This is a genomic window from Rhizobium sp. WSM409, assembly GCF_057653825.1.
Map to the genome: position 1 here is coordinate 3,564,180 of NZ_CM172794.1, position 19,684 is coordinate 3,583,863.

A 19,684-nucleotide genomic window follows, 5' to 3' on the forward strand; every position below is an offset into this window, starting at 1 on the left:
TCAAGGCAGCGCACCGTTCCAAGCGAATCCGGCTTCAGTGGAATGTCGTCAATCCAGCAGCGTGATTCATGCTTGCCTCAATTCAGCGGAATGCCACAAAATGCGGCGAACGGCACGTAAATTAGCAAGAAAAATGATTATATCCCGTTACCAATGGAAAAGGCCGGATCTCCCACTTCGGAAATCCGGCCTTGTTCAAGGTAGTGCCGCTGTTCAATGCGGCTGCGGTTCGAGGCCGCCTTCGGGCTCGTCACCCTTGGTGGCAGGCCGTGCGCCGGCCTTCGGAACGGCTGAGCCGCGGCTTGGCGGCGAATCATCACCGAGATCGCGGGAAGGCTTTTCGCCGCGGATCAGCGCCTTGATCTCTTCGCCGGTCAGTGTCTCGTATTCGAGCAGACCTTCGGCAAGCGCGACGAATTCGTCGTGCTTTTCCGTCAGGATCGTGCGGGCCTGCGTATAGGCTTCGTCGATCAGGCGGCGCACTTCATTGTCGATCTTCTGCGCGGTTGCTTCCGAAACATTCTTCGACTGCGAAACCGAGTGGCCGAGGAAGACTTCCTGCTGGTTCTCGCCATAGGCGACCTGACCGAGCTGATCGGAAAAGCCCCACTGCGTGACCATGGCGCGGGCAAGCTTCGTGGCCTGTTCGATGTCGGAAGAGGCACCCGAAGTGATGTTTTCCTTGCCGAAGGTGAGCTCTTCGGCAACGCGGCCGCCCATCATGATGCAGAGGCGTGAGACCATCCACTTGTAGCTCATCGAGTAGCGGTCGCCCTCGGGAAGCTGCATGACCATGCCGAGCGCACGGCCGCGCGGAATGATCGTCGCCTTGTGCAGCGGATCGGCGACGGCCACATTGAGCGCGGTCATGGCGTGTCCGGCCTCATGGTAAGCGGTCAGCTTCTTTTCCGCCTCGGTCATCGCCGAGGAACGGCGCTCGGCGCCCATCATGATCTTGTCCTTGGCGTCCTCGAATTCCTGCATGGTGACGACGCGCTTGTTGCGGCGGGCCGCCATGAGGGCGGCTTCGTTGACGAGGTTCATCAGGTCGGCGCCGGAGAAACCGGGCGTACCGCGGGCGAGGATCTTGAGATCGACATTCGGCGCCAGCGGAACGTTGCGGGCATGCACCTTGAGAATGCGTTCGCGGCCGACGATGTCGGGGTTCGGCACCACGACCTGACGGTCGAAACGGCCGGGACGCAGCAGCGCCGGGTCGAGAACGTCGGGACGGTTGGTAGCGGCGATCAGGATCACGCCTTCATTCGCCTCGAAGCCGTCCATTTCGACCAGCAACTGGTTCAGCGTCTGCTCGCGTTCGTCATTGCCGCCGCCGAGACCGGCGCCGCGATGGCGGCCGACGGCATCGATTTCGTCGATGAAGATGATGCAGGGCGCGTTCTTCTTCGCCTGCTCGAACATATCGCGCACCCGGCTTGCGCCGACGCCGACGAACATTTCGACAAAGTCGGAGCCCGAAATGGTGAAGAAGGGCACGTTGGCTTCGCCGGCGACCGAGCGGGCGAGCAGCGTCTTGCCGGTGCCCGGAGGACCGACGAGCAGCACGCCGCGCGGGATCTTGCCACCGAGACGCTGGAACTTCTGCGGATCACGCAGGAATTCGACGATTTCCTCGAGATCCTGCTTGGCCTCGTCGACACCGGCAACGTCTTCGAAAGTCACGCGGCCATGCGCTTCGGTGAGCAGCTTGGCCTTGGACTTGCCGAAGCCCATCGCCCCGCGTGAGCCGCCCTGCATCTGCCGCATGAAGAACAGCCAGACGCCGAGAATCAGAAGCATCGGCAAAAGCGTGCCGAGATAGCTGAGGAAACCCGAAGAGCCGTCCGTTTCAGGACGGGCGGAAACCAGGACGTTCTTCGACTGCAGGCGATCGAGCAGACTGTCGTCGATCACAGGCGAATAGGTCTGAAAGGTGGTGCCATTTTCAACATAGCTTCCGGAGAGACGGTTGCCCGTGACCACGACATCCTTCACGCGGCCCGCATCGACCTCACGCAGAAACTGCGAATAAGGGATTTCGCGGGAGCCCGTCTGCGCCGGCGCCGTCTGAAACATACTGAAAAGGGCGATCAGCAGAAGCGCTATGATCGCCCACAAGGCGAAATTACGTAAGTTAGGGTTCATTGAACTCCCCAGCATGGAACGGCCGCCTCATGGCGACCGTCTTATTCGTATCTAACATAGGGTTGCGCCGTGCGATTGCCAAGGCAACACCCCAGGTCAGATGGTTTTTCCGTCAATACTTCTTAAAGGCAGCCTCGCATAGGGCGCCGTCGCGAAAACCGCCGAAAGCCTGTTGGCAAAGATGAAGTCAAATCGTGTCAAAAAGCGGTCGAAGGGTGCGAAATAGGGTGTTAGTTCGACCATGCGGGCGCATTCCTCAGTTAAAAGGTTTCCTTCGGCAGATAAAACTGGCGCGGAGGCGACGGCGCGCTTCCATGCCGCCTTGGGAAGGTGATGCATACGCCCTCTCATTCCTGTGCTTGTCACAGGAATCCAGCCACCGCGCGTCTGCGCGGTGATTGACTCAATAAAACGTGAAGTGTCGTTCGCGCCCAAGGACTTGGGCGCGCTGGATTCCTCTGACAACTCTCGGGTCAAGTCCGAGGACAGGAATGAGGGGGCGTATAGAGTGGCGGCCTCGACCGCTATCGATGTGGACAAACCATTGCGCGCATAAAACCTTCCGTCCCAAACCCCAGCCTCTCCCGGCTGCAATAGCAAAGGCAATATCCCCCGGCTCTCGCGCGCCAGATAAAGCCCGTCACGCCTGAGATCGAACACCACCCTGCCAGCGGTCATCCGTCCGGGCTCACTGCCGGTGACAAATGCGAGGACACGCTCCATTTGCACCCTCCCCGGCGCAAACGGCTGCCCACCGAAAACAGCTGCCAGACGGCCGAGTGCATAATTGAGAACTGCCCGATCCTGCCTCAACCCGTCAGGCATCACCTGCCCGAGCAGGCCGCCGTGAAGCCGGAAATGACGATCCAGCCATTCGGCTCCTTTTGACGATAGAGCCGGTCGCTCTTCGCAGGCCGCTTGGATAGTCCTCTCGACACCTGCATCGACCGAAAGCTGCCGGCGCATCCGCACGCGCTCGTACGTCGTATCCTCGTTGCTGGGATCGTCGATCCACGGCACGCCCCGCTCTTTCAGGAAAGCGCGGATATCTGCCCGGGTGGAAAAAAGAAGCGGCCGTAAAATCCAGAAACTCCGGTCAAAGAGCACCGCATCCGCAATACCGGTCGAAACCTGCTCTGTTCGCATCCCACGCATCTGCAGCGTTTCGCGCTGATCGTCGAACGTATGCCCCGTGACGATGAGATCGGCTTTGAACTCTTTGGCGGCGGTGGCAAGCAAGCCATAACGTGCCTCGCGGGCCGCAGCCATGATGCCGGTTTTCGGCTTGTCGCCCTGCCAGATCATGATGGTGTGGGCAATACCGAGCGATGCACAGAGGGCTGCGACTTCGCGCGCCTCGTCTGCGGAACCGGCGCGCAACGCATGATCGACGGTTGCAGCGTAAAGGGAAATCTTGAGATGGGGCGCGGCCTTCACGGCTTCATCGAGGAGGAGAAGCAGGCCGGTGGAATCGCTGCCGCCTGATATCGCGACGAGAATGCGCGCGGGGCTTTGAAGCGACGTGAGAAACTGGAGGATCGCCAGTTGAGGCGATGCGGCTTCCGGAGACATTCCGGAAGACCTTAGCAGGCGAGGCGCTTCTGTTCGCTCGCAACCTTGCTTATGACGGCGCGAGAGGCCTTCGGATAACGCTTCGACACTTCGCGCAGCGTCGCGCAGGCCGTCTCGGTATTGTCGAGGGCGGCAAGCGACATGCCGAGCTTCAACAGCATTTCCGGCGCCTTTTCCGATGTGCCGTATTTCTGATGCGCATTGAGGAAGGTCTTGGCCGCCTCATTGTACTTGCCCTGCGAATAGAGCGCTTCGCCGAGCCAGAAATTGGCGTCCGCTGCCCGCGCGCTGCTCGGGTAGTGGGTGATGTACTGCGTGAATTCCTGCTCGGCCGTGCTGTAATCACCGGATAGCACGTGGCCATAAGCGGCCTTGTACTGGTCGGCCTCGCTGCCGAGCGAGGCGGTCTGCTGCGGCGTTTTGGTGTTGGCATCGGGGATCGGCCCGGAACCGATCGTGGCATTTTCGTCGACACTTCCGCCGATCGGATTGCCGTTCTGATCGAAATCGATCGAGCCGAGCTCCTTCGGCGGCTGGCCAAGACCGCTATTCTCAGGCACGCTGGTGGAGGGAGCCGTTTCGGCTCCCTGCGGTGCTTGGATCACCTTGGCGATATCGTCGCCGCCGGAGGCTGCCGGAGCGGCATCGGTCTCGCTCTTCTTGACAGGGGCCTTGGCGCCGCCGCCGGCACCGGTCTTTTCGAGCTGCTGGAAGCGGAATTCATTGTCTTCCTGCTGCTTGCGGATCGTCTCCTGCATCTGCAGAAGCTGAAAGCTCATCTCTTCGATCCGGCCGTTCAGCTGCCGCAACTGCTCTTCGAGCTGCTGCACGCGGACCTCTGCATCGCCGCTCTGCACCTTGATGACGGGCGCCGCCGCCTGGTTTTCCGCGGATCGGCCGCCGAGATGTAGCCCGAAGAAGGAGGCCGAATAGGCCACCCGTTCGCTTCCGGTCACAGCCGCGAGGCAGAGCATGCCTGCCACGACAAATTTCTTCATATGTATCGTCCTGTCCCAGTGATTCTTCGCACCTCGATGGCACGAACAGGAGATTTTTCCAATTGCTTTCAAAAAGCAACGGAGTCTGGCCAAAGTGTGGTCAAAAAGAAAAGGCGGCCCCACGCGGGACCGCCTTTCGAAAAAGCGAATTGTTGCTCGGCAATTACATGCCGGCGCCGCCAAGCACGGTAACCGCGCGGCGGTTCTGCGACCAGCAGGAAATATCGTCGCAGACGGCGACCGGACGTTCCTTGCCGTAGGAAATCGTCTTCAGGCGCTGCGCCGGGACGCCGCGCGAAGCGAGATAGTCCTTGGCGGCAGCCGCACGGCGGGCGCCGAGCGCGAGATTGTATTCGCGCGTGCCGCGTTCGTCGGCATGGCCTTCGACGGTGATCTGGTAATTCGGGTAGCGGCCGAGCCACTGGGCCTGACGGTCGAGCGTCTGCGAGGCATCGGCGCGGATCGACGAGGAGTCGGTATCGAAGAAGATGCGGTCGCCGACATTGACCGTGAAGTCCTGGGCCGAGCCCGGCGTTGCAGCGCCGCCAGCACCGCTGCCGAGGCCGAGGTCGCCGGCGCTGTTCGGCGGCTTCTTGGCGCAGCTTGCGAGCGCGAGGCCGGCGATAAGCGCGATCATGACGGGGTTGCGGGCGAAATTCTGCATGCGGCTCATTGCCGGGGTATGAATTCGGCTCATGGCCGGTCTCCTTGCGATTTCATCAGGGTTTCCGGACAGTAACCGCACTCGGTTAACCGCCCCTCAAAGATTATGGTTAACAATTTGCTACTTTGTCCCTTGGCCGCTCGGTTCCATGACTTTGGGGCGACAAGAAGGCAGCAGCGCATCGCCTACTCCATAAGCGGCGACCAGGCGGGGTCGGAGCCGTAGGTCGGCGTCTTCACGAGCTGCTCGTTGTAACCGGTCAGATCGATCGAATAGAGCTGCGGACCGCCCGACCCCGCCGCCTGGCGGAAGAACATCAGCACACGGCCGTTCGGCGCCCAGGTCGGGCCCTCATTATGGAAGCCGGTCGTCAGGATGCGCTCGCCGGACCCATCCGGCTTCATTACGCCGATCGAGAACTTGCCGCCAGCCTGTTTGGTGAAGGCGATGAGATCGCCGCGCGGCGACCAGACCGGCGTCGAATAAGAGCCGTCGCCGAAGGAAATACGGGTCTGGCCCGAGCCATCGGCATTCATCACGTAGATCTGCGGCTTTCCGCCGCGGTCGCTTTCGAAGCTGACGCGTGCGCCGTCAGGCGAATAGGAGGGCGACGTGTCGATCGCCGCCGTCGAGGTCAACCGCGTCGTCGTGCGCGAGCGCAGGTCCATCGTATAGATGTTGGAATTGGCATCCTGCTGCAGGCTCATGATCACCTTTTGACCATCAGGCGAAAAGCGCGGCGAGAATGTCATGCCGGGGAAATTGCCGACGACCTCGCGCTGCCCGGTTTCCAGCTGAAGCAGATAGACCCGCGGCTGCTGGTTGGCAAAGGACATGTAAGTGACTTCCTGCCGGCTCGGCGAGAAGCGCGGCGTCAGCACGAGATCGCTGCCATCCGTCAGCATCCGCACGTTGAAGCCATCCTGATCCATGATCGCCAGCTGGCGCTTGCGCTGCTGCTTGGTGCCGGATTCGGAGACGAAGACGACACGGGTGTCGAAATAACCTTCCTCACCAGTGATCTGCTTGTAGATCGCATCGGCGATGATGTGAGCCACACGGCGCCAGTTCTCCGGCTGCGTATAGAACTGCTGACCGGTCATCTGCTGCCCGGCGAACGGGTCCCACAGCCGGAATTCGGCGCGAAGACGGCCATCCGCTTCCTTGGTAACCCGGCCGGTAACCAGCGCCTGTGCGTTGATGACCTTCCAGTCCTCGAAGCGCGGCGAAGCGTCGGGATTAGAAATCTTCTCGATGAAGGCGGTTTTGTTGATGGGTGCGAAGAGACCGGACCGCTGCAAGTCGGCGGCGATGACTTGCGAGACCTGCGCCCCCATGTCGCCCTGGAAGTCAGTCACCGCAATCGGCATCGGCTGGACATTGCCTTTTCGGATGTCGAGGGTGACCAGCGCGTTGGCCGGCGTTGCAAAGACGGCAGCGGTCATCAGACCCACTGCAACCAAAATGGCGCGGAAAAAGGAACACTTTGTCATACCAAACAGCCTTTCAGCATCTATGGAGTCGGATCGCCGGATTCAAAGTGCAGGACGACCTCGTTCCAGGATTCGTATTTTTCTTTCGGGGGCATCGGGAATGGCGACGAGCGCTGTACCGCCCGGAGAGCCGCAGCCGACAGGCCTTCTCGAGCAGCTTCTTTGCCGCCCGAGGCTGTTACCTCGGGTGAACCAACGATCGCCCCATTCTTGTCGAGCCGCAGATGGACGGTGATCACAACTCTGCCGCCCCTCGCCTGCCCGGGAGGAACATTGAAGGAGGAAGCAATTGCGTGCTGTAAATCCATGGCTGACTTCTTGTAGGTCGCCGCGTCGACCGACTGTGCTAACGCCTCAGGCGCACAAGCCAGAATCGCTCCAAGCATGCTGGCGGCTGCAAAAGACTTGTTGCCATGGGACAGATCCGTCAGCATCTAGATTCCCATAGAACTCGGATCGAAATTCAGGTCGAACTCATTCCAAGCCTCATACTTGTCCTTCGGAAGCATCGAGAAAGGGGCGGACTTCATGACAGCTCTATAGGCCCCGCCTTCCAACGCACGGCGTGTGGCATCGCTGCTACTGCCGCCCGATGATTCGACTTCTGGCTGACCAATAATATTACCATCCTTGTCGAGTTTCATGTGCACCTTGATGACCATGCCGGAAAGGCCTTCCATCCCCGGGGTGACAAGCCAATTGCCCTCGATCAAGCCGCGCACCGCATCTTCTTCGCTCTGGCTGAGCTTGGAACCACCGTTGCTCTTCTTCGCACCGAGCGATGCCTCCTGCGTCGAACGCTTGGCGCCGCCAGCGGAAGGGTCGGTCTTGTTCAGCAACGCCGCAACCTCGTCGGCATTGAAGTCGCTCTTCATCGCCGAAGCAGATTTCGCCGTTTCCTGCTTCTTGTCCGCCTTCTTCTTGTCGGTCGGCACGTCGGCGGTCTTCGGCTGGTCCGGGGTCTTTTCCGGAGGCTTTTCGGCGGGCTTCTGCGGTTCCGGCGGCTTTACCTGTGGCTTGGCGACTGGGGTCGGCACATTGTCCGGCAACGCCTCGGCGTCGGGCTTCGGCGGTTCCTCCGGCTTGGCCTGCTCTTCCGGCGGTTTTTCCTCCGGCTTCGGCGGCGTCACTTCGACGGGCTTCGGCGGCGGAATGGAAGCCACTTCTTTCGGCTGCTCGACTTCCGTTTCCTCCTTGACGATGTCCTTGACATCATTCGGCTTCGGATCGGTCTTCGGCATCGGCTTTTCGCTCGAATTCGCCGCGGCAGCTTCGCTATTGCTCGGCTTGGCGTTCGGCACCGGCGGCGTCTTCAGGTCGACATTGTTGTCTCCGGCGTTCTCCGCCGGTTGCGCGATCGGCGGCCGCGTCGTCGGCACGGGCGCGGAAATCTCCTTCTTCGGAGCCTTCTTGTCGCCTTGCTGCATCTGGGTAATGGATTCCACCGGCACCAGATCGACCGGCATCGCCTCGAAATCCTCTACCTTGAAGGATTCCGGAGCGCCGAGCGATACCATCGCCCAGGTGAGCACCAGGCCGTGCAAAACAGCAGATGTGATGACACTGGCCTTCATTTTGCGCGCTATTGGTCCTTCTTCTGCTGCGTCACGAGGCCGATATTCTTGAAGCCTGCGCCCTGAATACGGGCCATGACATCGGCGATGACGCCATAAGGCGCGGTCGCATCGCCGCGCACGAAGATACGTTCGTTATAGCCGGTCGTGGCGATCGCCTCGAGCTTGGCGGCGATCTCCGCGGCCGGGATCGGCGTTTCCTGCAGGAACACCTCGCCGTCATTCTTGACGGAAATGGTGATCGGCTGTGTCTCGGAATTCAGCGCCTTGGCCTGCGTTTCCGGCAGGTCGATCGGCACGCCGACGGTCATCATCGGTGCCGCGACCATGAAGATGATCAAAAGCACCAGCATGACGTCGACGAGCGGCGTCACGTTGATTTCGGAAATTACGGCCCTGTTCCGACCGCCACGACGGCGGCGTCCGCCGCCCCCGCCGCCATTGCCTCCAACAGCCATACCCATGTCAGAATACTCCGTTGGTTACTGAGCGGCAGCGCGCGGCTGCAGTTTCTCGTCGATCTGGCGCGAAAGTATGGCGGAGAATTCATCCGCGAAACCTTCCATGCGGCCCGAAAGCTTGCCGGCATCGGCAGAGAACTTGTTATAGGCGATAACTGCCGGGATAGCGGCGACGAGGCCGATCGCGGTGGCAAGCAGCGCTTCGGCGATACCGGGCGCAACCACCGCAAGGTTGGTCGACTTCGAACCGGCGATCGCCTGGAACGAAGTCATGATGCCGACGACCGTGCCGAAGAGACCGATGAACGGCCCGGCCGAGCCGATGGTCGCGAGCGATCCAAGGCGGGCGCCGAGAAATTCGGTTTCACGGGCGAGCGTCACGTCCATCGCACGATCGATACGCATCTGCAGGCCGATCGGCGAGCGGGCGCCGCGTTCGAAGGATTTCTTCCACTCGCGCATCGCGGCCACGAAGATTGCCGCCAGCCCGGTATTGCTGCGTTCCGACAGCGAGCGATAGAGTTCTTCCAGCGACTGGCCCGACCAGAACACCTGCTCGAACTTGTCGAACTGGCGCCGCGCGCGGCCATAGGCAAGGTATTTGTCGATGACGATCGCCCACGTCCATACCGAGGCTGCGATGAGCCCGAGCATGACGAGCTTGACGACAATGCCGGCCTGCATGAAAAGCGACCAGAGGCTGACGTCCGTCGTTGCTGCTGCCAATCCTACTTGTTCCATTGGTCCAAAATCCCCGAATCCAAACGCCCGGCGCTAGACCGGGCGGCACAAACTGATCTCGCAAGAAGTGTCCGGCGGCCGCCGCCCAAAGCCCTGGTCAAACTTCCAAGCTCATCTTCCGCCTTCTTGCCGTCAAATTTGGTCAAAGGAAGGCGTGCACCGCACAAACTCTGACTTTCCCAGTAAGACACTATTATGGTTAATAGATCGTTAGTGCCGGACTGTGACAGTAAGCCTGTGTTTGGAAGATTTCGTTCCATGGATTACTTGACCGGAGCAAGGTCCGGCTGCCGAAAGAGCGCTCATCCTGCGGCGCGAGAATTCCTTCACATAAAACTCAAGTTCTGACAAGACCTGAATTTCAGGCGATTCTGACTACAACGGCGTGCTGCCCTCCAGGAATTTCACCGCCAATGTTTCCGGTAGCCGCCTCGGTCGCCCCCGGGCGTTGATGACGGCGATGATCACCTTGGCGGCGATCAGCAGCGTCTCGCCCGAGCGGATCTGCTGATTGAGCACCATCTTGGCGCCGCCGGCTTTTTCCGTATGCGTCAGGATCGTCAGCACATCGTCCATGCGCGCCGGGCTCTTGAAGTCGATCTCCATGCGGTGGACGACGAAAACCAGCCCCTCCTCGTCGGCGCTGACGAGCTCGCGCTGCTCAACGCCGAGGCAGCGCAGATAATCGGTACGGCCACGCTCCAGGAAATGCAGGTAGCGGGCGTGATAGACCAGGCCGGAAAAGTCCGTATCTTCATAATAGACCCGCTGCACGAGCCGGTGTCCGGCCTCCGTCAGCTCTCCCGAAATGGAAAAAGGGCGTTCCGTCATAATTTTCTCCAAACTGAGGTGCCCTCTTTGGCGCAACGCTTCCCGGCAGGCAAGCATTGAATGCCCGGCAGGCAAGCATTGAATAACTGTCACAATTCCTAACTATTCCCGACAACGAGCGACCAATCAGGAGACGATGCGATGAAGATTGCGGTTATGGGCGGAGACGGTTTCATTGGCTGGCCAACGTCGCTGCATCTCTCCGATGCCGGGCACGACATCCATATCCTCGACAATCTCTCGCGCCGCTGGATCGACACCGAACTCGGCGTTCAGTCGCTGACTCCGATGGATTCGATCCAGGAGCGCACCCGCATCTGGCATGCCGAAACCGGACGCCGCATCCACTTCAATCTGATCGATCTCGCCAAGGATTACGAACTCCTGAAGAACTGGCTTTCCGAACATCGCCCGGATGCCGTCATCCATTTCGCCGAGCAGCGGGCCGCGCCCTATTCGATGAAGAGCGACCGCCACAAGAACTACACCGTCAACAACAATGTCAGCGCCACGCACAACCTGCTGAACGCGCTGACGGAACTCAATCTCGATGCCCATCTCATCCATCTCGGCACCATGGGCGTCTACGGCTATTCGACGGTCGGCGCCGCGATTCCCGAAGGTTACCTGCCGGTCGGCATCGAAACCGCAGGCGGCGAGACGGTCAACCAGGAGATCCTCTACCCCTCCAATCCCGGCTCGATCTATCACATGACCAAGTGCCTGGATCAGCTTCTCTTCCAGTTCTATGCTAGGAATGACGGCCTGAGGGTCACCGACCTGCACCAGGGCATCGTCTGGGGCACGCATACCGAGCAGACGCGCCGCCATGCGCAGCTGATCAACCGTTTCGACTATGACGGCGACTACGGCACGGTGCTCAACCGCTTTCTCATCCAGGCGGCGATCGGCTATCCGTTGACGGTGCACGGTACCGGCGGCCAGACCCGCGCCTTCATCCACATCCAGGATTCGGTGCGCTGCATCGAGCTGGCGCTGAAAAACCCGCCGGCCCGCGGCGCCCGCGTCGAGATCTTCAACCAGATGACCGAAACCCACCGGGTGCGCGACCTCGCCGAGATGATCGCCAGGATGAGCGGCGCCAAGATTGCCTGGCTGCCCAACCCGCGCAAGGAAGCCGCCGAGAACGAGCTGATCGTCCGGAACGAAAAGTTCCGCGATCTCGGCCTCGAGCCGATCACGCTGGAAGCAGGCCTGCTCGGCGAAATCGTCGACGTCGCCAAGAAATTCGCCTATCGCGTCGACCGCGCGCGCGTTCCGGCCGTCTCCGCCTGGACTAAGGACATCGCCGCGACGATCAATCACGATCCGGAAGGCAAGCGGCTGAAATCCGTCTCGTGAGCGCGGGCGTGTTCATAATGGAAGGCTCCATAGAGACTCCCTTACCAAGTCAGTTTATGTGGGAAGGAGAGGGCATACAGTGTGAGCCCCCCTCTGCCCTGTCCTTGGGCCTGACCAAGGACAGGAACAAGGAAGTGCGGCAATGGCGAACGTAACCACGCAACCGCCTCATCGCTTCGCCTACGTCACCCTTGTCACCAATGCCGACTATGCCATGGGCGCGACTGCACTTGCCCGCTCCCTGCGCCGAACCGGCACCGGGGCTGACATCATCATTCTCCACACCGGCGGCGTCGATGCAGCCGCACTCGTGCCCCTGAAGGCGCTCGACTGCCGCCTGATCGAGGTCGAGCACCTGCCGCTGTCTGCGGCCTTCAACGAACGCCATGCGCGTGGCCAGCTCCATTCGGCAGCCCCTTTCACCAAGGGCCGCAAGCCGGATTTCCATTCGCCGCTCGACAATTTCTGCAAACTCAGGCTCTGGCAGCTCGTCGAATACCAGCGCTGCGTCTTCATCGATGCCGACGCCCTCGTGCTGAAGAACGTCGACAGGCTCTTCCTCTATCCGGAATTTTCCGCCGCCCCCAATGTCTACGAAAGCCTCGCCGACTTCCGCCGCATGAATTCCGGCGTCTTCGTCGCCACGCCCTCGCATGACACATTCCGGCACATGCTCGAAAGGCTCGACAGGCCGGACGCCTTCTGGCGGCGCACCGATCAGACCTTTCTCGAGACGTTCTTCCCGGATTGGCACGGCCTGCCGGTTTATTTCAACATGCTGCAATATGTATGGTTCACCATGCCGGACCTTTGGGACTGGAAGAGCATTTCGATCCTGCATTACCAGTATGAAAAACCGTGGGAAAAGGATCATCCCAAGGCAGCGCGACTACAACCTTTGATCGATCTGTGGCACCGTTTCCACGATGGCGGCGATGTGCCTGAGATCACGGCGCTGGACAATCCGGAAGGGACAGCATGAAGGTACTGGTATCGGGTGGAACGGGTCTCGTCGGCCGGTATGTCGTCGAGGAACTGCTGGCCGCCGGATATCAGGTGATCGTCGGCGGGCGCCGCGCGCCGCTGCCGCGCCTCTTCTCCCGCCCGGTCGAGTTCGCAGCGCTTTCGCTCGACCCCGACAAGGATCAGATCGACGTCTTCGACGACGCCTATTTCTTCGTCCACGCCGCCTTCAGCCATGTTCCGGGCAAATATCGTGGCGGCGAGGGCGACGATCCGAAGACCTTCCACAGGTTGAACCTCGACGGCACCGTCCGGCTTTTCGAAGCTGCCAAACGCGCCGGCACACGCCGCTGCGTCTTTCTGTCCAGCCGCGCCGCCTATGGCGAACATCCCGAGGGAACCGAACTGACGGAGACGATGCTGGCCAAGCCCGAAACACTTTACGGCCAGGTCAAGCTCGATGCCGAACGCGCGCTTGACCACCTCTCCACGCCGGGTTTTGCCGGCGTCAGCCTGAGGGCAACCGGCGTCTATGGCGATCTCTCGCCGAACAAATGGGACGGCCTCATCGCCGATTACCTCGCCGGCCGGCCGGTTGTTGCCCGTCGGGGAACGGAAGTTCACGGCCGCGACCTCGGTCGGGCGGTGAGGCTGATGCTGGAAACGGAAAGCACCCGCATCTCCGGCGAGGTCTTCAACGTCTCGGACATCTCGGTCGACACGCGCGATATCCTTTCACCCATCCGTCGCGAGACGGGCTGTCGGCACGCGCTGCCGCCCCCTCCCGACAGGGCCGCACTCAATCCCATGAGCACTGCTAAAATCCGCACGCTCGGCTGGGCACCCGGCGGAGCGCCTCTATTCGAGGAGACGATGCAGCAGCTGGCCGCTGCGCTGCCTAAATCCCCAAGACACAGGTCCACGCAAGCCTGACGTTGCAGAATGCCCCGAATTGCAATCGGGGGCCCGAATCAAAAATCGGGGGATTGTCCATGCAGGTCGCAACCACGTCTGCCTCCATCATCTTGCGCGGCACGTCTTCGACGGCAGCCATTTCAGCCGCCGGAAGCGAGACCGATCAAGGCGTGCTGAAGCTGCAACGCGCCACCCAGGCGCTGCAGCAGATGCGCCAGACCTTGGCGAACTCGGGAGACGAGGCCAAGGCGAAGGCGCAACGCAAGCTCGAAGAGGCAAAGCAGCAGTTGGAGATGCTGCGCAGCTCCAACATGGCTCCTGAGGTGGTCGCCCGTCTGGCCGCCGAACTGGCGCGCAAGGTCGGCACCGCCGCCTCCGAATTCGCATCATCAGTCGCGACCGGCAGCCCGGCAACAGCGGTTTCGATGGATGCAACCACGGGTGCAGCGGCCGTCGCAATCAGCGGGGCCGATGCGGCGCTGACGGATACCGCAGGAGAAACTGCGGCCGGCGAGACCGGCTCGCAGGAACCGGACGCCGCCACCAACGCCCGCAACGCCTATGCGAGCGTCGCCGAGGATGCCCCGAAATTCTCGGGCATTTCGGCCGATGATCGCGAAACGATGGAAGAGTTCAAGGCGGTGGTGCGCGAACTCAAGCAAGTGCTCGACAAGGCGATGCGCGAGTTGCGGCAGCAGGACCGGCAGCCCGGAGCCAATGCCATTCCTGATATGGCAGGCTTCTCCATCGCCACGGCGACAATACCGACAAGCATCGTCGTCTGACGCTCGCAGCCGCCGGCGGCCGAGGCGTCAAACGCGCGTGATACCGTCGCATCCGGCATTTGCATCGGACATCCAGCCGTCTATGCTCGGGTAAATATCTCAGAACCGGCAGATCGAATGACCTCTAGAGAATTGAAAGCGCAGTTGCGCAACGAACGGCTGTCCGCACGCGACGCCATCCCCGCCGAGAAACGCGCCTCCAAAAGTCTCGCAATGGCCGAACATGCCGGCGAGGCCGTCGGTTTTGCACTGGGTACGATCATCTCCGGCTTTCTGCCGATCCGTTCGGAAGCCGATCTCAGGCCGCTGATGGCGCGCTTTGCCGTGCGCGGGGCGCGGCTCTGCGTGCCGGCGATCCTCGATCGGCAGACCATCGTCTTTCGCGAGCTGGCGGAAGGTGCGCCGCTGGTCGATACCGGCTTCGGGACGGTCGGCCCCGGCGCCGATGCCGCCATTCTTGACCCCGAGATCATGCTGGTGCCGCTTTCGGCCTTCGATGCCCGCGGCCACCGCATCGGCTACGGCGCCGGCCACTACGACCGTGCCATCAGCCGGCTAAGGCAAAAAGGCCTGCATCCGAAGCTGATCGGCATTGCATTCGACTGCCAGGAAGTGGCACATGTGCCCGCTGAGCCGCACGACATAAGCCTGGATGCCATCCTGACAGAAAGCGGCCTTCGCTTTTTTGCCTCTTGGATTGGATAGGGAATGCGGCTGCTTTTTCTGGGTGACATGGTCGGCAAGACGGGACGCACGGCGGTCTGGGACCGTCTTCCCGGCCTGGTTTCAGACCTCAAGCTGGATTTCGTCATCGTCAACGGCGAGAATGCCGCCGGCGGCTTCGGCATCACCGAGGACATTTTTCTGGAAACGATCAATGCCGGCGCCGATGTGGTGACGACAGGCAATCACGTCTGGGACCAGAAGGAAGCCGTCGCTTTTGCCGGCCGGCACGATCAGTTCCTGCGTCCCGCCAACTATCCGCAAGGCACGCCCGGCCGCGGATCCGGTCTTTTCTATGCCAGGAATGGTGCGCGCGTGCTCGTCGCCAACGTCATGGGCCGGGTTTTCATGCATCCCGAACTCGACGACCCCTTCAAATCGGCAGAGGTCATCCTCGCCGCCTGCCCGCTGAAGGAACAGGCCGATGCGATCATCTTCGATTTTCATGCGGAGGCGACCAGCGAGAAGCAATGTTTCGGCCATTTCGTCGACGGCCGCGCCAGCTTCGTCGTCGGCACCCACACGCATGTGCCGACGGCCGACGCACAGATCCTGAACGGCGGCACCGCCTATATGTCGGATGCCGGCATGTGCGGCGACTACGACTCCTCTCTCGGCATGGACAAGGAGGAGCCGCTGAACCGCTTCATCTCCAAGATGCCGAAGGGCCGTATGGAAGCCGCGAACGGACCGGCGACGATCTGTGGTGTCGGCGTGGAGATCTCGGATACGACAGGACTTGCAGAAAAGATCGCACCGCTCCGGCTCGGACCGCGGCTGGCTGAGACCGTGCCGGAGTTTTGGCGGTAGCCCACCCCACCAACACGCAATTGTGAGCATCATCCGTCTGGACCGATGCGACCTCATGCCGCATCCTCCGGCCACACGCGCATAACCCTGAAATCGGATCGATTTCAGGGTTAAAAGTGATAGAGCGCCGGAGGGGTGGCATGAAGCCGCGATATCTTGTCCTCGCTATCGCATGCCTTGCGACCTTCGCCGCGCCGAATCTTGCCGGGGCACAAGAGCAGCGGCCACCGGTCAGCCAGTGCCAGGCGATCGCGCAAACCATCCCCAAGGTGACCTTCGCAAGCTTTTCCGGCGCTCCGCCGCTGATGCCTGCCGTCTCCGAGGGCGAGGACGTCAAACTCACCTTCCTCGGCCACTCCACCTTCGAGATCGATACGCCCGGCGGCATCGTTATCGCAACCGACTATAATGGCTGGTACCGGCCGGCGACGCCGCCCGATGTCGTGACCATGAACAAGGCGCACACGACCCACTACACCCTGACCCCCGATCCCGGCATCAAGCACGTGCTGCATGGGTGGAGCGATGTTTCGGGAGAGAAGGCCAACATCAATCTCGTCGTCGGCGATGCTTATATCCGCAACGTCCCCACGGATATCCGCTTCAGCTATGGCCTCGGCGGCGCGCATGAGAACGGCAATTCCATCTTCATCTTCGAGATCGCCGGCCTCTGCATCGGCCATCTCGGCCACCTGCATTACGAGCTGACGGACGCCCATTATACCGAGATCGGCCGCCTCGACGTTGTCATGGTCCCCGTCGATGGTGGCCTGACGATGGGCGCCGACAGCATGAGCCGCGTCATCAAGCGGCTACGCTCGTCGTTGATCCTACCAATGCACCGGCGCGGCCCGCCAGTCGAAGCCTTCGTCTCGATGTTCGGCAAGGATTTCGACGTCGCCAATGCGCCCGATGACAGTATCACCGTCTCGATGCGCACGCTGCCGAAAAAACCGCTGATCTATGTGATGAAGGGTTTGCGGTAAAAAGGCCCGGAGGTTTTCCTTCTACAGCGCCGCGCGTCTTTTCAGGCGCGCAAAGGACGCTGTAGCACTTTGAATTGCTGCATAATTTTATCCTTAAATCGATTCCGATTTAACGAATTATGCAGGGGCACTGCACGTCAAGCGAACTGCAGGTGACGCTTGATGCCGACATCCGGCATCTTGTCGTCGTCGAGATTGGCTTTGGCGATCTCCCAGCCGAATTTCAGCTTGTTGCCTGTGGAAACCCAGATCTCGGCATCGTCGACATGGAGGGACAGCATGGTGAGCTTGGGGTCCTTCTTGCCGCCGTCATACCAGGCCGCGACGATCGAACTCCAATATTCCTCGATCTTGGAGGGGTCAGGATGCACCTCGATCACACCGGCGAGGCAGGCGTGATAGTCGTGATCCTTGCCGATAACGCAGAAATGCGCGCGGCTGCCGGGCTTGATGGCGCGCACGATGTCGGCGTCGGTCTTGGTGTAGAACCAGATGGTGTTGGTGGTGGGATCGGCATGCGGCGCCATCGGCTGCATGTGCATGTCCAGTCCGGAAATTCCGAGCATGCCGGCATGAACATCGTTGACCTGATCCCAGAGCTGACGTGCTGGATGTTCCTGCGCCTCGCTGAGACTTGCCATGATCGTTCCTTTCCGTTGGATGGAGTTCGGTTGAAACGTCATCCCCTCGCCTTTGTTCCGAACTGCTTTTTCCTTGAACGGGTGCCGTTTCGCTCTTATAAGGCGGCCCATTCCGAACAATGAGACGTGAACAGGGGTGCCATGGCTGGCCATTCACAGTTTAAAAACATCATGCACCGCAAAGGCCGTCAGGATGCCGTGCGGTCGAAAATGTTCTCCAAGCTTGCGCGCGAAATCACCGTTGCCGCCAAGGCCGGCCTGCCCGACCCGACGATGAACGCCCGCCTTCGCCTGGCGATCCAGAACGCCAAGGCCCAGTCCATGCCGAAGGACAATATCGACCGCGCCATCAAGAAGGCAGCCGGCGCCGACGGCGAGAACTACGACGAAGTCCGTTACGAAGGCTACGGCCCCGGCGGCACGGCGATCATCGTCGAGGCCCTGACCGACAATCGCAACCGCACCGCCTCCAACGTCCGCTCGAGCTTCACCAAGGCCGGCGGCGCTCTCGGCGAAACCGGTTCTGTTTCCTTCTCCTTCGACCATGTCGGCGAAATCACCTACAAGCTTTCCGTCGGCGATGCCGACAAGGTGATGGAAGCCGCGATCGAAGCCGGCGCCGATGACGTCGAGACCGACGAAGACGGCCACTACATCACCTGCGGCTTCGAAGCCCTCGGCGAAGTGGCGAAAGCGCTGGAATCGAGCCTCGGCGAAGCCGAAACCGTCAAGGCCGTCTGGCGCGCCCAGAACAACGTGCCGGTAGACGAGGAAAAAGCTCAGTCGCTGCTGAAACTTATCGACAGCTTGGAAGATGATGACGACGTTCAGAACGTCTATTCCAACTTCGAGGTCTCGGAAGAAGTGCTGGCAAAGCTCTCGGCCTGATCTCCGCAGGTAGGTGTCCAATAAAAACCCGGCGGCAGCGCCGGGTTTTTTCTTGCCGGAAAGGTGGCGCGTCAGAGTGACGCCTTACGCGGCGGCTCGCATGAAATTTCCCAGCCCCGCGAAAAGTTCCACCGATGTCAGCCGCGCCTCGATGTCGTGGATCGGCATCGAGATGATCACCTCGTCGGCCTGCGTTTCCTGTAGAAACTCCGTCAGTTTCGCCTCCGCCGTCTTCGGCGACCCTACCACGGCATAACGCAGCGTGTGTTCGACATTCATCTTCTCCATCGGCGACCAGAAGTCCCCCATATCGGCCACCGGACGCGGGAACGGCCCGCGGACATTGCGGCGCAGATTGACGAACTGCTGCTGGGCAGAGGTGAAATGATAGCGTGCCTCCTCGTCCGTCGCCGCCACCGCGCCCATCACGCCGACCATCACATGCGGCTTGGCGAGCGTCGCCGAGGGCTGGAAGCGGTCGCGGTAGATCGCGATCGCATCGAGCAGCATGTCGGGCGCGAAATGCGAGGCGAAGGCATAGGGAAGTCCCAGCATGCCGGCGAGCTGAGCGCTGTAGAGACTGGAGCCGAGTAGCCAGATCGGGATATGCGAGCCATTGCCGGGAACCGCGAGGATCGCCTGGTTCTCGACCGGCGTATCGAGGAGTTGCTGCAGTTCCACCACGTCGTTCGGGAAGCTGTTTGCACCGGCCTCGAGATTACGCCGCAGCGCCTGTGCCGTACGCATATCCGTTCCCGGCGCGCGCCCGAGGCCGAGATCGATGCGGCCGGGGAAGAGCGCCTCCAGCGTGCCGAACTGCTCGGCGATGACCAGTGGCGAATGATTGGGCAGCATGATGCCGCCGGAGCCGATGCGGATGCGCTTCGTCGCAGCTCCGACATGGCCGATGACGACTGATGTGGCAGCACTGGCGATCCCCGGCATGCCGTGATGTTCGGCAAGCCAGAAGCGCTTGTAACCAAATTCCTCGGCCTTTAGAGCCATCCGCGCCGAGGCCTCGAGGGACTGGCGCACGGTGCTGCCTTCGGCAACGGGGGAAAGGTCGAGTATGGAGAAGGGAACCATGGGAAACCTGCCGGGCAGTTGAACGATGCCGTCTATGTAGGTTCGC

At 61.1% G+C, this 19,684-nt stretch carries 20 protein-coding genes; 8 read left to right on the top strand and 12 right to left on the bottom strand.

From position 1 onward, the window contains the following. Positions 1–213: 213 nt before the first annotated feature. From ftsH to ybgC, 10 genes are all read right to left on the bottom strand, one after another. A complete protein-coding gene (gene ftsH, locus AC25BC_RS17680) occupies positions 214–2,145 on the bottom strand; it encodes an ATP-dependent zinc metalloprotease FtsH (protein WP_041935570.1) in 1,932 nt (643 codons plus the stop codon). A gap of 96 nt (positions 2,146–2,241) precedes the next feature. After that, the gene (tilS, locus tag AC25BC_RS17685) at positions 2,242–3,717 is read right to left on the bottom strand and encodes a tRNA lysidine(34) synthetase TilS (RefSeq protein WP_012758847.1); all 1,476 of its coding nucleotides are present in this window, start codon (positions 3,715–3,717) and stop codon (positions 2,242–2,244) included. Positions 3,718–3,728: 11 nt separating this feature from the next. Then, complete coding sequence (gene ybgF, locus AC25BC_RS17690) at positions 3,729–4,715, bottom strand: tol-pal system protein YbgF (RefSeq protein ID WP_012758848.1); 987 nt, start codon at positions 4,713–4,715, stop codon at positions 3,729–3,731. A gap of 163 nt (positions 4,716–4,878) precedes the next feature. Continuing rightward, positions 4,879–5,412: a peptidoglycan-associated lipoprotein Pal gene (pal, locus tag AC25BC_RS17695; protein ID WP_012758849.1), complete on the bottom strand. Its 534-nt coding sequence runs from the start codon at positions 5,410–5,412 to the stop codon at positions 4,879–4,881. A 152-nt stretch (positions 5,413–5,564) separates the two neighbouring features. Beyond that, the gene (gene tolB / locus AC25BC_RS17700; RefSeq protein ID WP_012758850.1) at positions 5,565–6,872 is read right to left on the bottom strand and encodes a Tol-Pal system beta propeller repeat protein TolB; all 1,308 of its coding nucleotides are present in this window, start codon (positions 6,870–6,872) and stop codon (positions 5,565–5,567) included. 20 nt (positions 6,873–6,892) lie between these two features. Then, on the bottom strand, positions 6,893–7,306 hold the full coding sequence (locus AC25BC_RS17705; protein ID WP_017995084.1) for a TonB C-terminal domain-containing protein: 414 nt from the start codon (positions 7,304–7,306) through the stop codon (positions 6,893–6,895). After that, positions 7,307–8,446, bottom strand: coding sequence for a hypothetical protein (locus AC25BC_RS17710; protein ID WP_012758852.1), 1,140 nt, complete (start codon positions 8,444–8,446; stop codon positions 7,307–7,309). An 8-nt stretch (positions 8,447–8,454) separates the two neighbouring features. Further along, complete coding sequence (gene tolR / locus AC25BC_RS17715) at positions 8,455–8,910, bottom strand: protein TolR (RefSeq protein ID WP_003542730.1); 456 nt, start codon at positions 8,908–8,910, stop codon at positions 8,455–8,457. Positions 8,911–8,928: 18 nt separating this feature from the next. Then, the gene (tolQ, locus tag AC25BC_RS17720; RefSeq protein ID WP_003552507.1) at positions 8,929–9,648 is read right to left on the bottom strand and encodes a protein TolQ; all 720 of its coding nucleotides are present in this window, start codon (positions 9,646–9,648) and stop codon (positions 8,929–8,931) included. A gap of 375 nt (positions 9,649–10,023) precedes the next feature. After that, complete coding sequence (gene ybgC / locus AC25BC_RS17725) at positions 10,024–10,479, bottom strand: tol-pal system-associated acyl-CoA thioesterase (RefSeq protein WP_012758853.1); 456 nt, start codon at positions 10,477–10,479, stop codon at positions 10,024–10,026. A 141-nt stretch (positions 10,480–10,620) separates the two neighbouring features. On the opposite strand from ybgC, the gene AC25BC_RS17730 reads away from it, so the two are divergent. The 7 genes from AC25BC_RS17730 (at position 10,621) to AC25BC_RS17760 (ending at position 17,023) form a co-directional block, all read left to right on the top strand. Beyond that, positions 10,621–11,841 (top strand): NAD-dependent epimerase/dehydratase family protein, encoded by a 1,221-nt coding sequence (locus tag AC25BC_RS17730; protein ID WP_012758854.1) that lies wholly within the window; start codon positions 10,621–10,623, stop codon positions 11,839–11,841. Positions 11,842–11,983: 142 nt separating this feature from the next. Further along, positions 11,984–12,823 (top strand): glycosyltransferase, encoded by an 840-nt coding sequence (locus tag AC25BC_RS17735; RefSeq protein ID WP_128438524.1) that lies wholly within the window; start codon positions 11,984–11,986, stop codon positions 12,821–12,823. Further along, the gene (locus tag AC25BC_RS17740; protein ID WP_012758856.1) at positions 12,820–13,737 is read left to right on the top strand and encodes an NAD-dependent epimerase/dehydratase family protein; all 918 of its coding nucleotides are present in this window, start codon (positions 12,820–12,822) and stop codon (positions 13,735–13,737) included. The genes AC25BC_RS17735 and AC25BC_RS17740 overlap by 4 nt, the downstream gene beginning before the upstream one ends. Before the next feature lie 59 nt (positions 13,738–13,796). Continuing rightward, entirely contained in the window at positions 13,797–14,504 is a 708-nt protein-coding gene (locus AC25BC_RS17745; RefSeq protein WP_012758857.1) for an AAA family ATPase, read from the top strand. A 117-nt stretch (positions 14,505–14,621) separates the two neighbouring features. Further along, the gene (locus AC25BC_RS17750) at positions 14,622–15,209 is read left to right on the top strand and encodes a 5-formyltetrahydrofolate cyclo-ligase (RefSeq protein WP_012758858.1); all 588 of its coding nucleotides are present in this window, start codon (positions 14,622–14,624) and stop codon (positions 15,207–15,209) included. Between the two features lie 3 nt (positions 15,210–15,212). Beyond that, positions 15,213–16,037, top strand: coding sequence for a TIGR00282 family metallophosphoesterase (locus AC25BC_RS17755; protein ID WP_003552528.1), 825 nt, complete (start codon positions 15,213–15,215; stop codon positions 16,035–16,037). Positions 16,038–16,177: 140 nt separating this feature from the next. Then, positions 16,178–17,023: an MBL fold metallo-hydrolase gene (locus AC25BC_RS17760; RefSeq protein WP_128438525.1), complete on the top strand. Its 846-nt coding sequence runs from the start codon at positions 16,178–16,180 to the stop codon at positions 17,021–17,023. A gap of 137 nt (positions 17,024–17,160) precedes the next feature. On the opposite strand, the gene AC25BC_RS17765 is transcribed toward AC25BC_RS17760, so the two are convergent. Beyond that, positions 17,161–17,664: a pyridoxamine 5'-phosphate oxidase family protein gene (locus tag AC25BC_RS17765; RefSeq protein WP_012758860.1), complete on the bottom strand. Its 504-nt coding sequence runs from the start codon at positions 17,662–17,664 to the stop codon at positions 17,161–17,163. A gap of 141 nt (positions 17,665–17,805) precedes the next feature. On the opposite strand from AC25BC_RS17765, the gene AC25BC_RS17770 reads away from it, so the two are divergent. Then, positions 17,806–18,552, top strand: coding sequence for a YebC/PmpR family DNA-binding transcriptional regulator (locus AC25BC_RS17770; RefSeq protein ID WP_003552534.1), 747 nt, complete (start codon positions 17,806–17,808; stop codon positions 18,550–18,552). A gap of 84 nt (positions 18,553–18,636) precedes the next feature. Here the strand turns inward: AC25BC_RS17770 and AC25BC_RS17775 are convergent, their stop codons facing one another. Next, entirely contained in the window at positions 18,637–19,638 is a 1,002-nt protein-coding gene (locus AC25BC_RS17775) for an LLM class flavin-dependent oxidoreductase (protein WP_128438565.1), read from the bottom strand. Positions 19,639–19,684: the final 46 nt, after the last annotated feature.

Bases quoted from the DNA above. Each gene is read 5' to 3' on its own strand.
- ftsH (WP_041935570.1), bottom strand. From the start codon at position 2,145: ATGAACCCTAACTTACGTAATTTCGCCTTGTGGGCGATCATAGCGCTT.
- tilS (WP_012758847.1), bottom strand. From the start codon at position 3,717: ATGTCTCCGGAAGCCGCATCGCCTCAACTGGCGATCCTCCAGTTTCTC.
- ybgF (WP_012758848.1), bottom strand. From the start codon at position 4,715: ATGAAGAAATTTGTCGTGGCAGGCATGCTCTGCCTCGCGGCTGTGACC.
- pal (WP_012758849.1), bottom strand. From the start codon at position 5,412: ATGAGCCGAATTCATACCCCGGCAATGAGCCGCATGCAGAATTTCGCC.
- tolB (WP_012758850.1), bottom strand. From the start codon at position 6,872: ATGACAAAGTGTTCCTTTTTCCGCGCCATTTTGGTTGCAGTGGGTCTG.
- AC25BC_RS17705 (WP_017995084.1), bottom strand. From the start codon at position 7,306: ATGCTGACGGATCTGTCCCATGGCAACAAGTCTTTTGCAGCCGCCAGC.
- AC25BC_RS17710 (WP_012758852.1), bottom strand. From the start codon at position 8,446: ATGAAGGCCAGTGTCATCACATCTGCTGTTTTGCACGGCCTGGTGCTC.
- tolR (WP_003542730.1), bottom strand. From the start codon at position 8,910: ATGGGTATGGCTGTTGGAGGCAATGGCGGCGGGGGCGGCGGACGCCGC.
- tolQ (WP_003552507.1), bottom strand. From the start codon at position 9,648: ATGGAACAAGTAGGATTGGCAGCAGCAACGACGGACGTCAGCCTCTGG.
- ybgC (WP_012758853.1), bottom strand. From the start codon at position 10,479: ATGACGGAACGCCCTTTTTCCATTTCGGGAGAGCTGACGGAGGCCGGA.
- AC25BC_RS17730 (WP_012758854.1), top strand. From the start codon at position 10,621: ATGAAGATTGCGGTTATGGGCGGAGACGGTTTCATTGGCTGGCCAACG.
- AC25BC_RS17735 (WP_128438524.1), top strand. From the start codon at position 11,984: ATGGCGAACGTAACCACGCAACCGCCTCATCGCTTCGCCTACGTCACC.
- AC25BC_RS17740 (WP_012758856.1), top strand. From the start codon at position 12,820: ATGAAGGTACTGGTATCGGGTGGAACGGGTCTCGTCGGCCGGTATGTC.
- AC25BC_RS17745 (WP_012758857.1), top strand. From the start codon at position 13,797: ATGCAGGTCGCAACCACGTCTGCCTCCATCATCTTGCGCGGCACGTCT.
- AC25BC_RS17750 (WP_012758858.1), top strand. From the start codon at position 14,622: ATGACCTCTAGAGAATTGAAAGCGCAGTTGCGCAACGAACGGCTGTCC.
- AC25BC_RS17755 (WP_003552528.1), top strand. From the start codon at position 15,213: ATGCGGCTGCTTTTTCTGGGTGACATGGTCGGCAAGACGGGACGCACG.
- AC25BC_RS17760 (WP_128438525.1), top strand. From the start codon at position 16,178: ATGAAGCCGCGATATCTTGTCCTCGCTATCGCATGCCTTGCGACCTTC.
- AC25BC_RS17765 (WP_012758860.1), bottom strand. From the start codon at position 17,664: ATGGCAAGTCTCAGCGAGGCGCAGGAACATCCAGCACGTCAGCTCTGG.
- AC25BC_RS17770 (WP_003552534.1), top strand. From the start codon at position 17,806: ATGGCTGGCCATTCACAGTTTAAAAACATCATGCACCGCAAAGGCCGT.
- AC25BC_RS17775 (WP_128438565.1), bottom strand. From the start codon at position 19,638: ATGGTTCCCTTCTCCATACTCGACCTTTCCCCCGTTGCCGAAGGCAGC.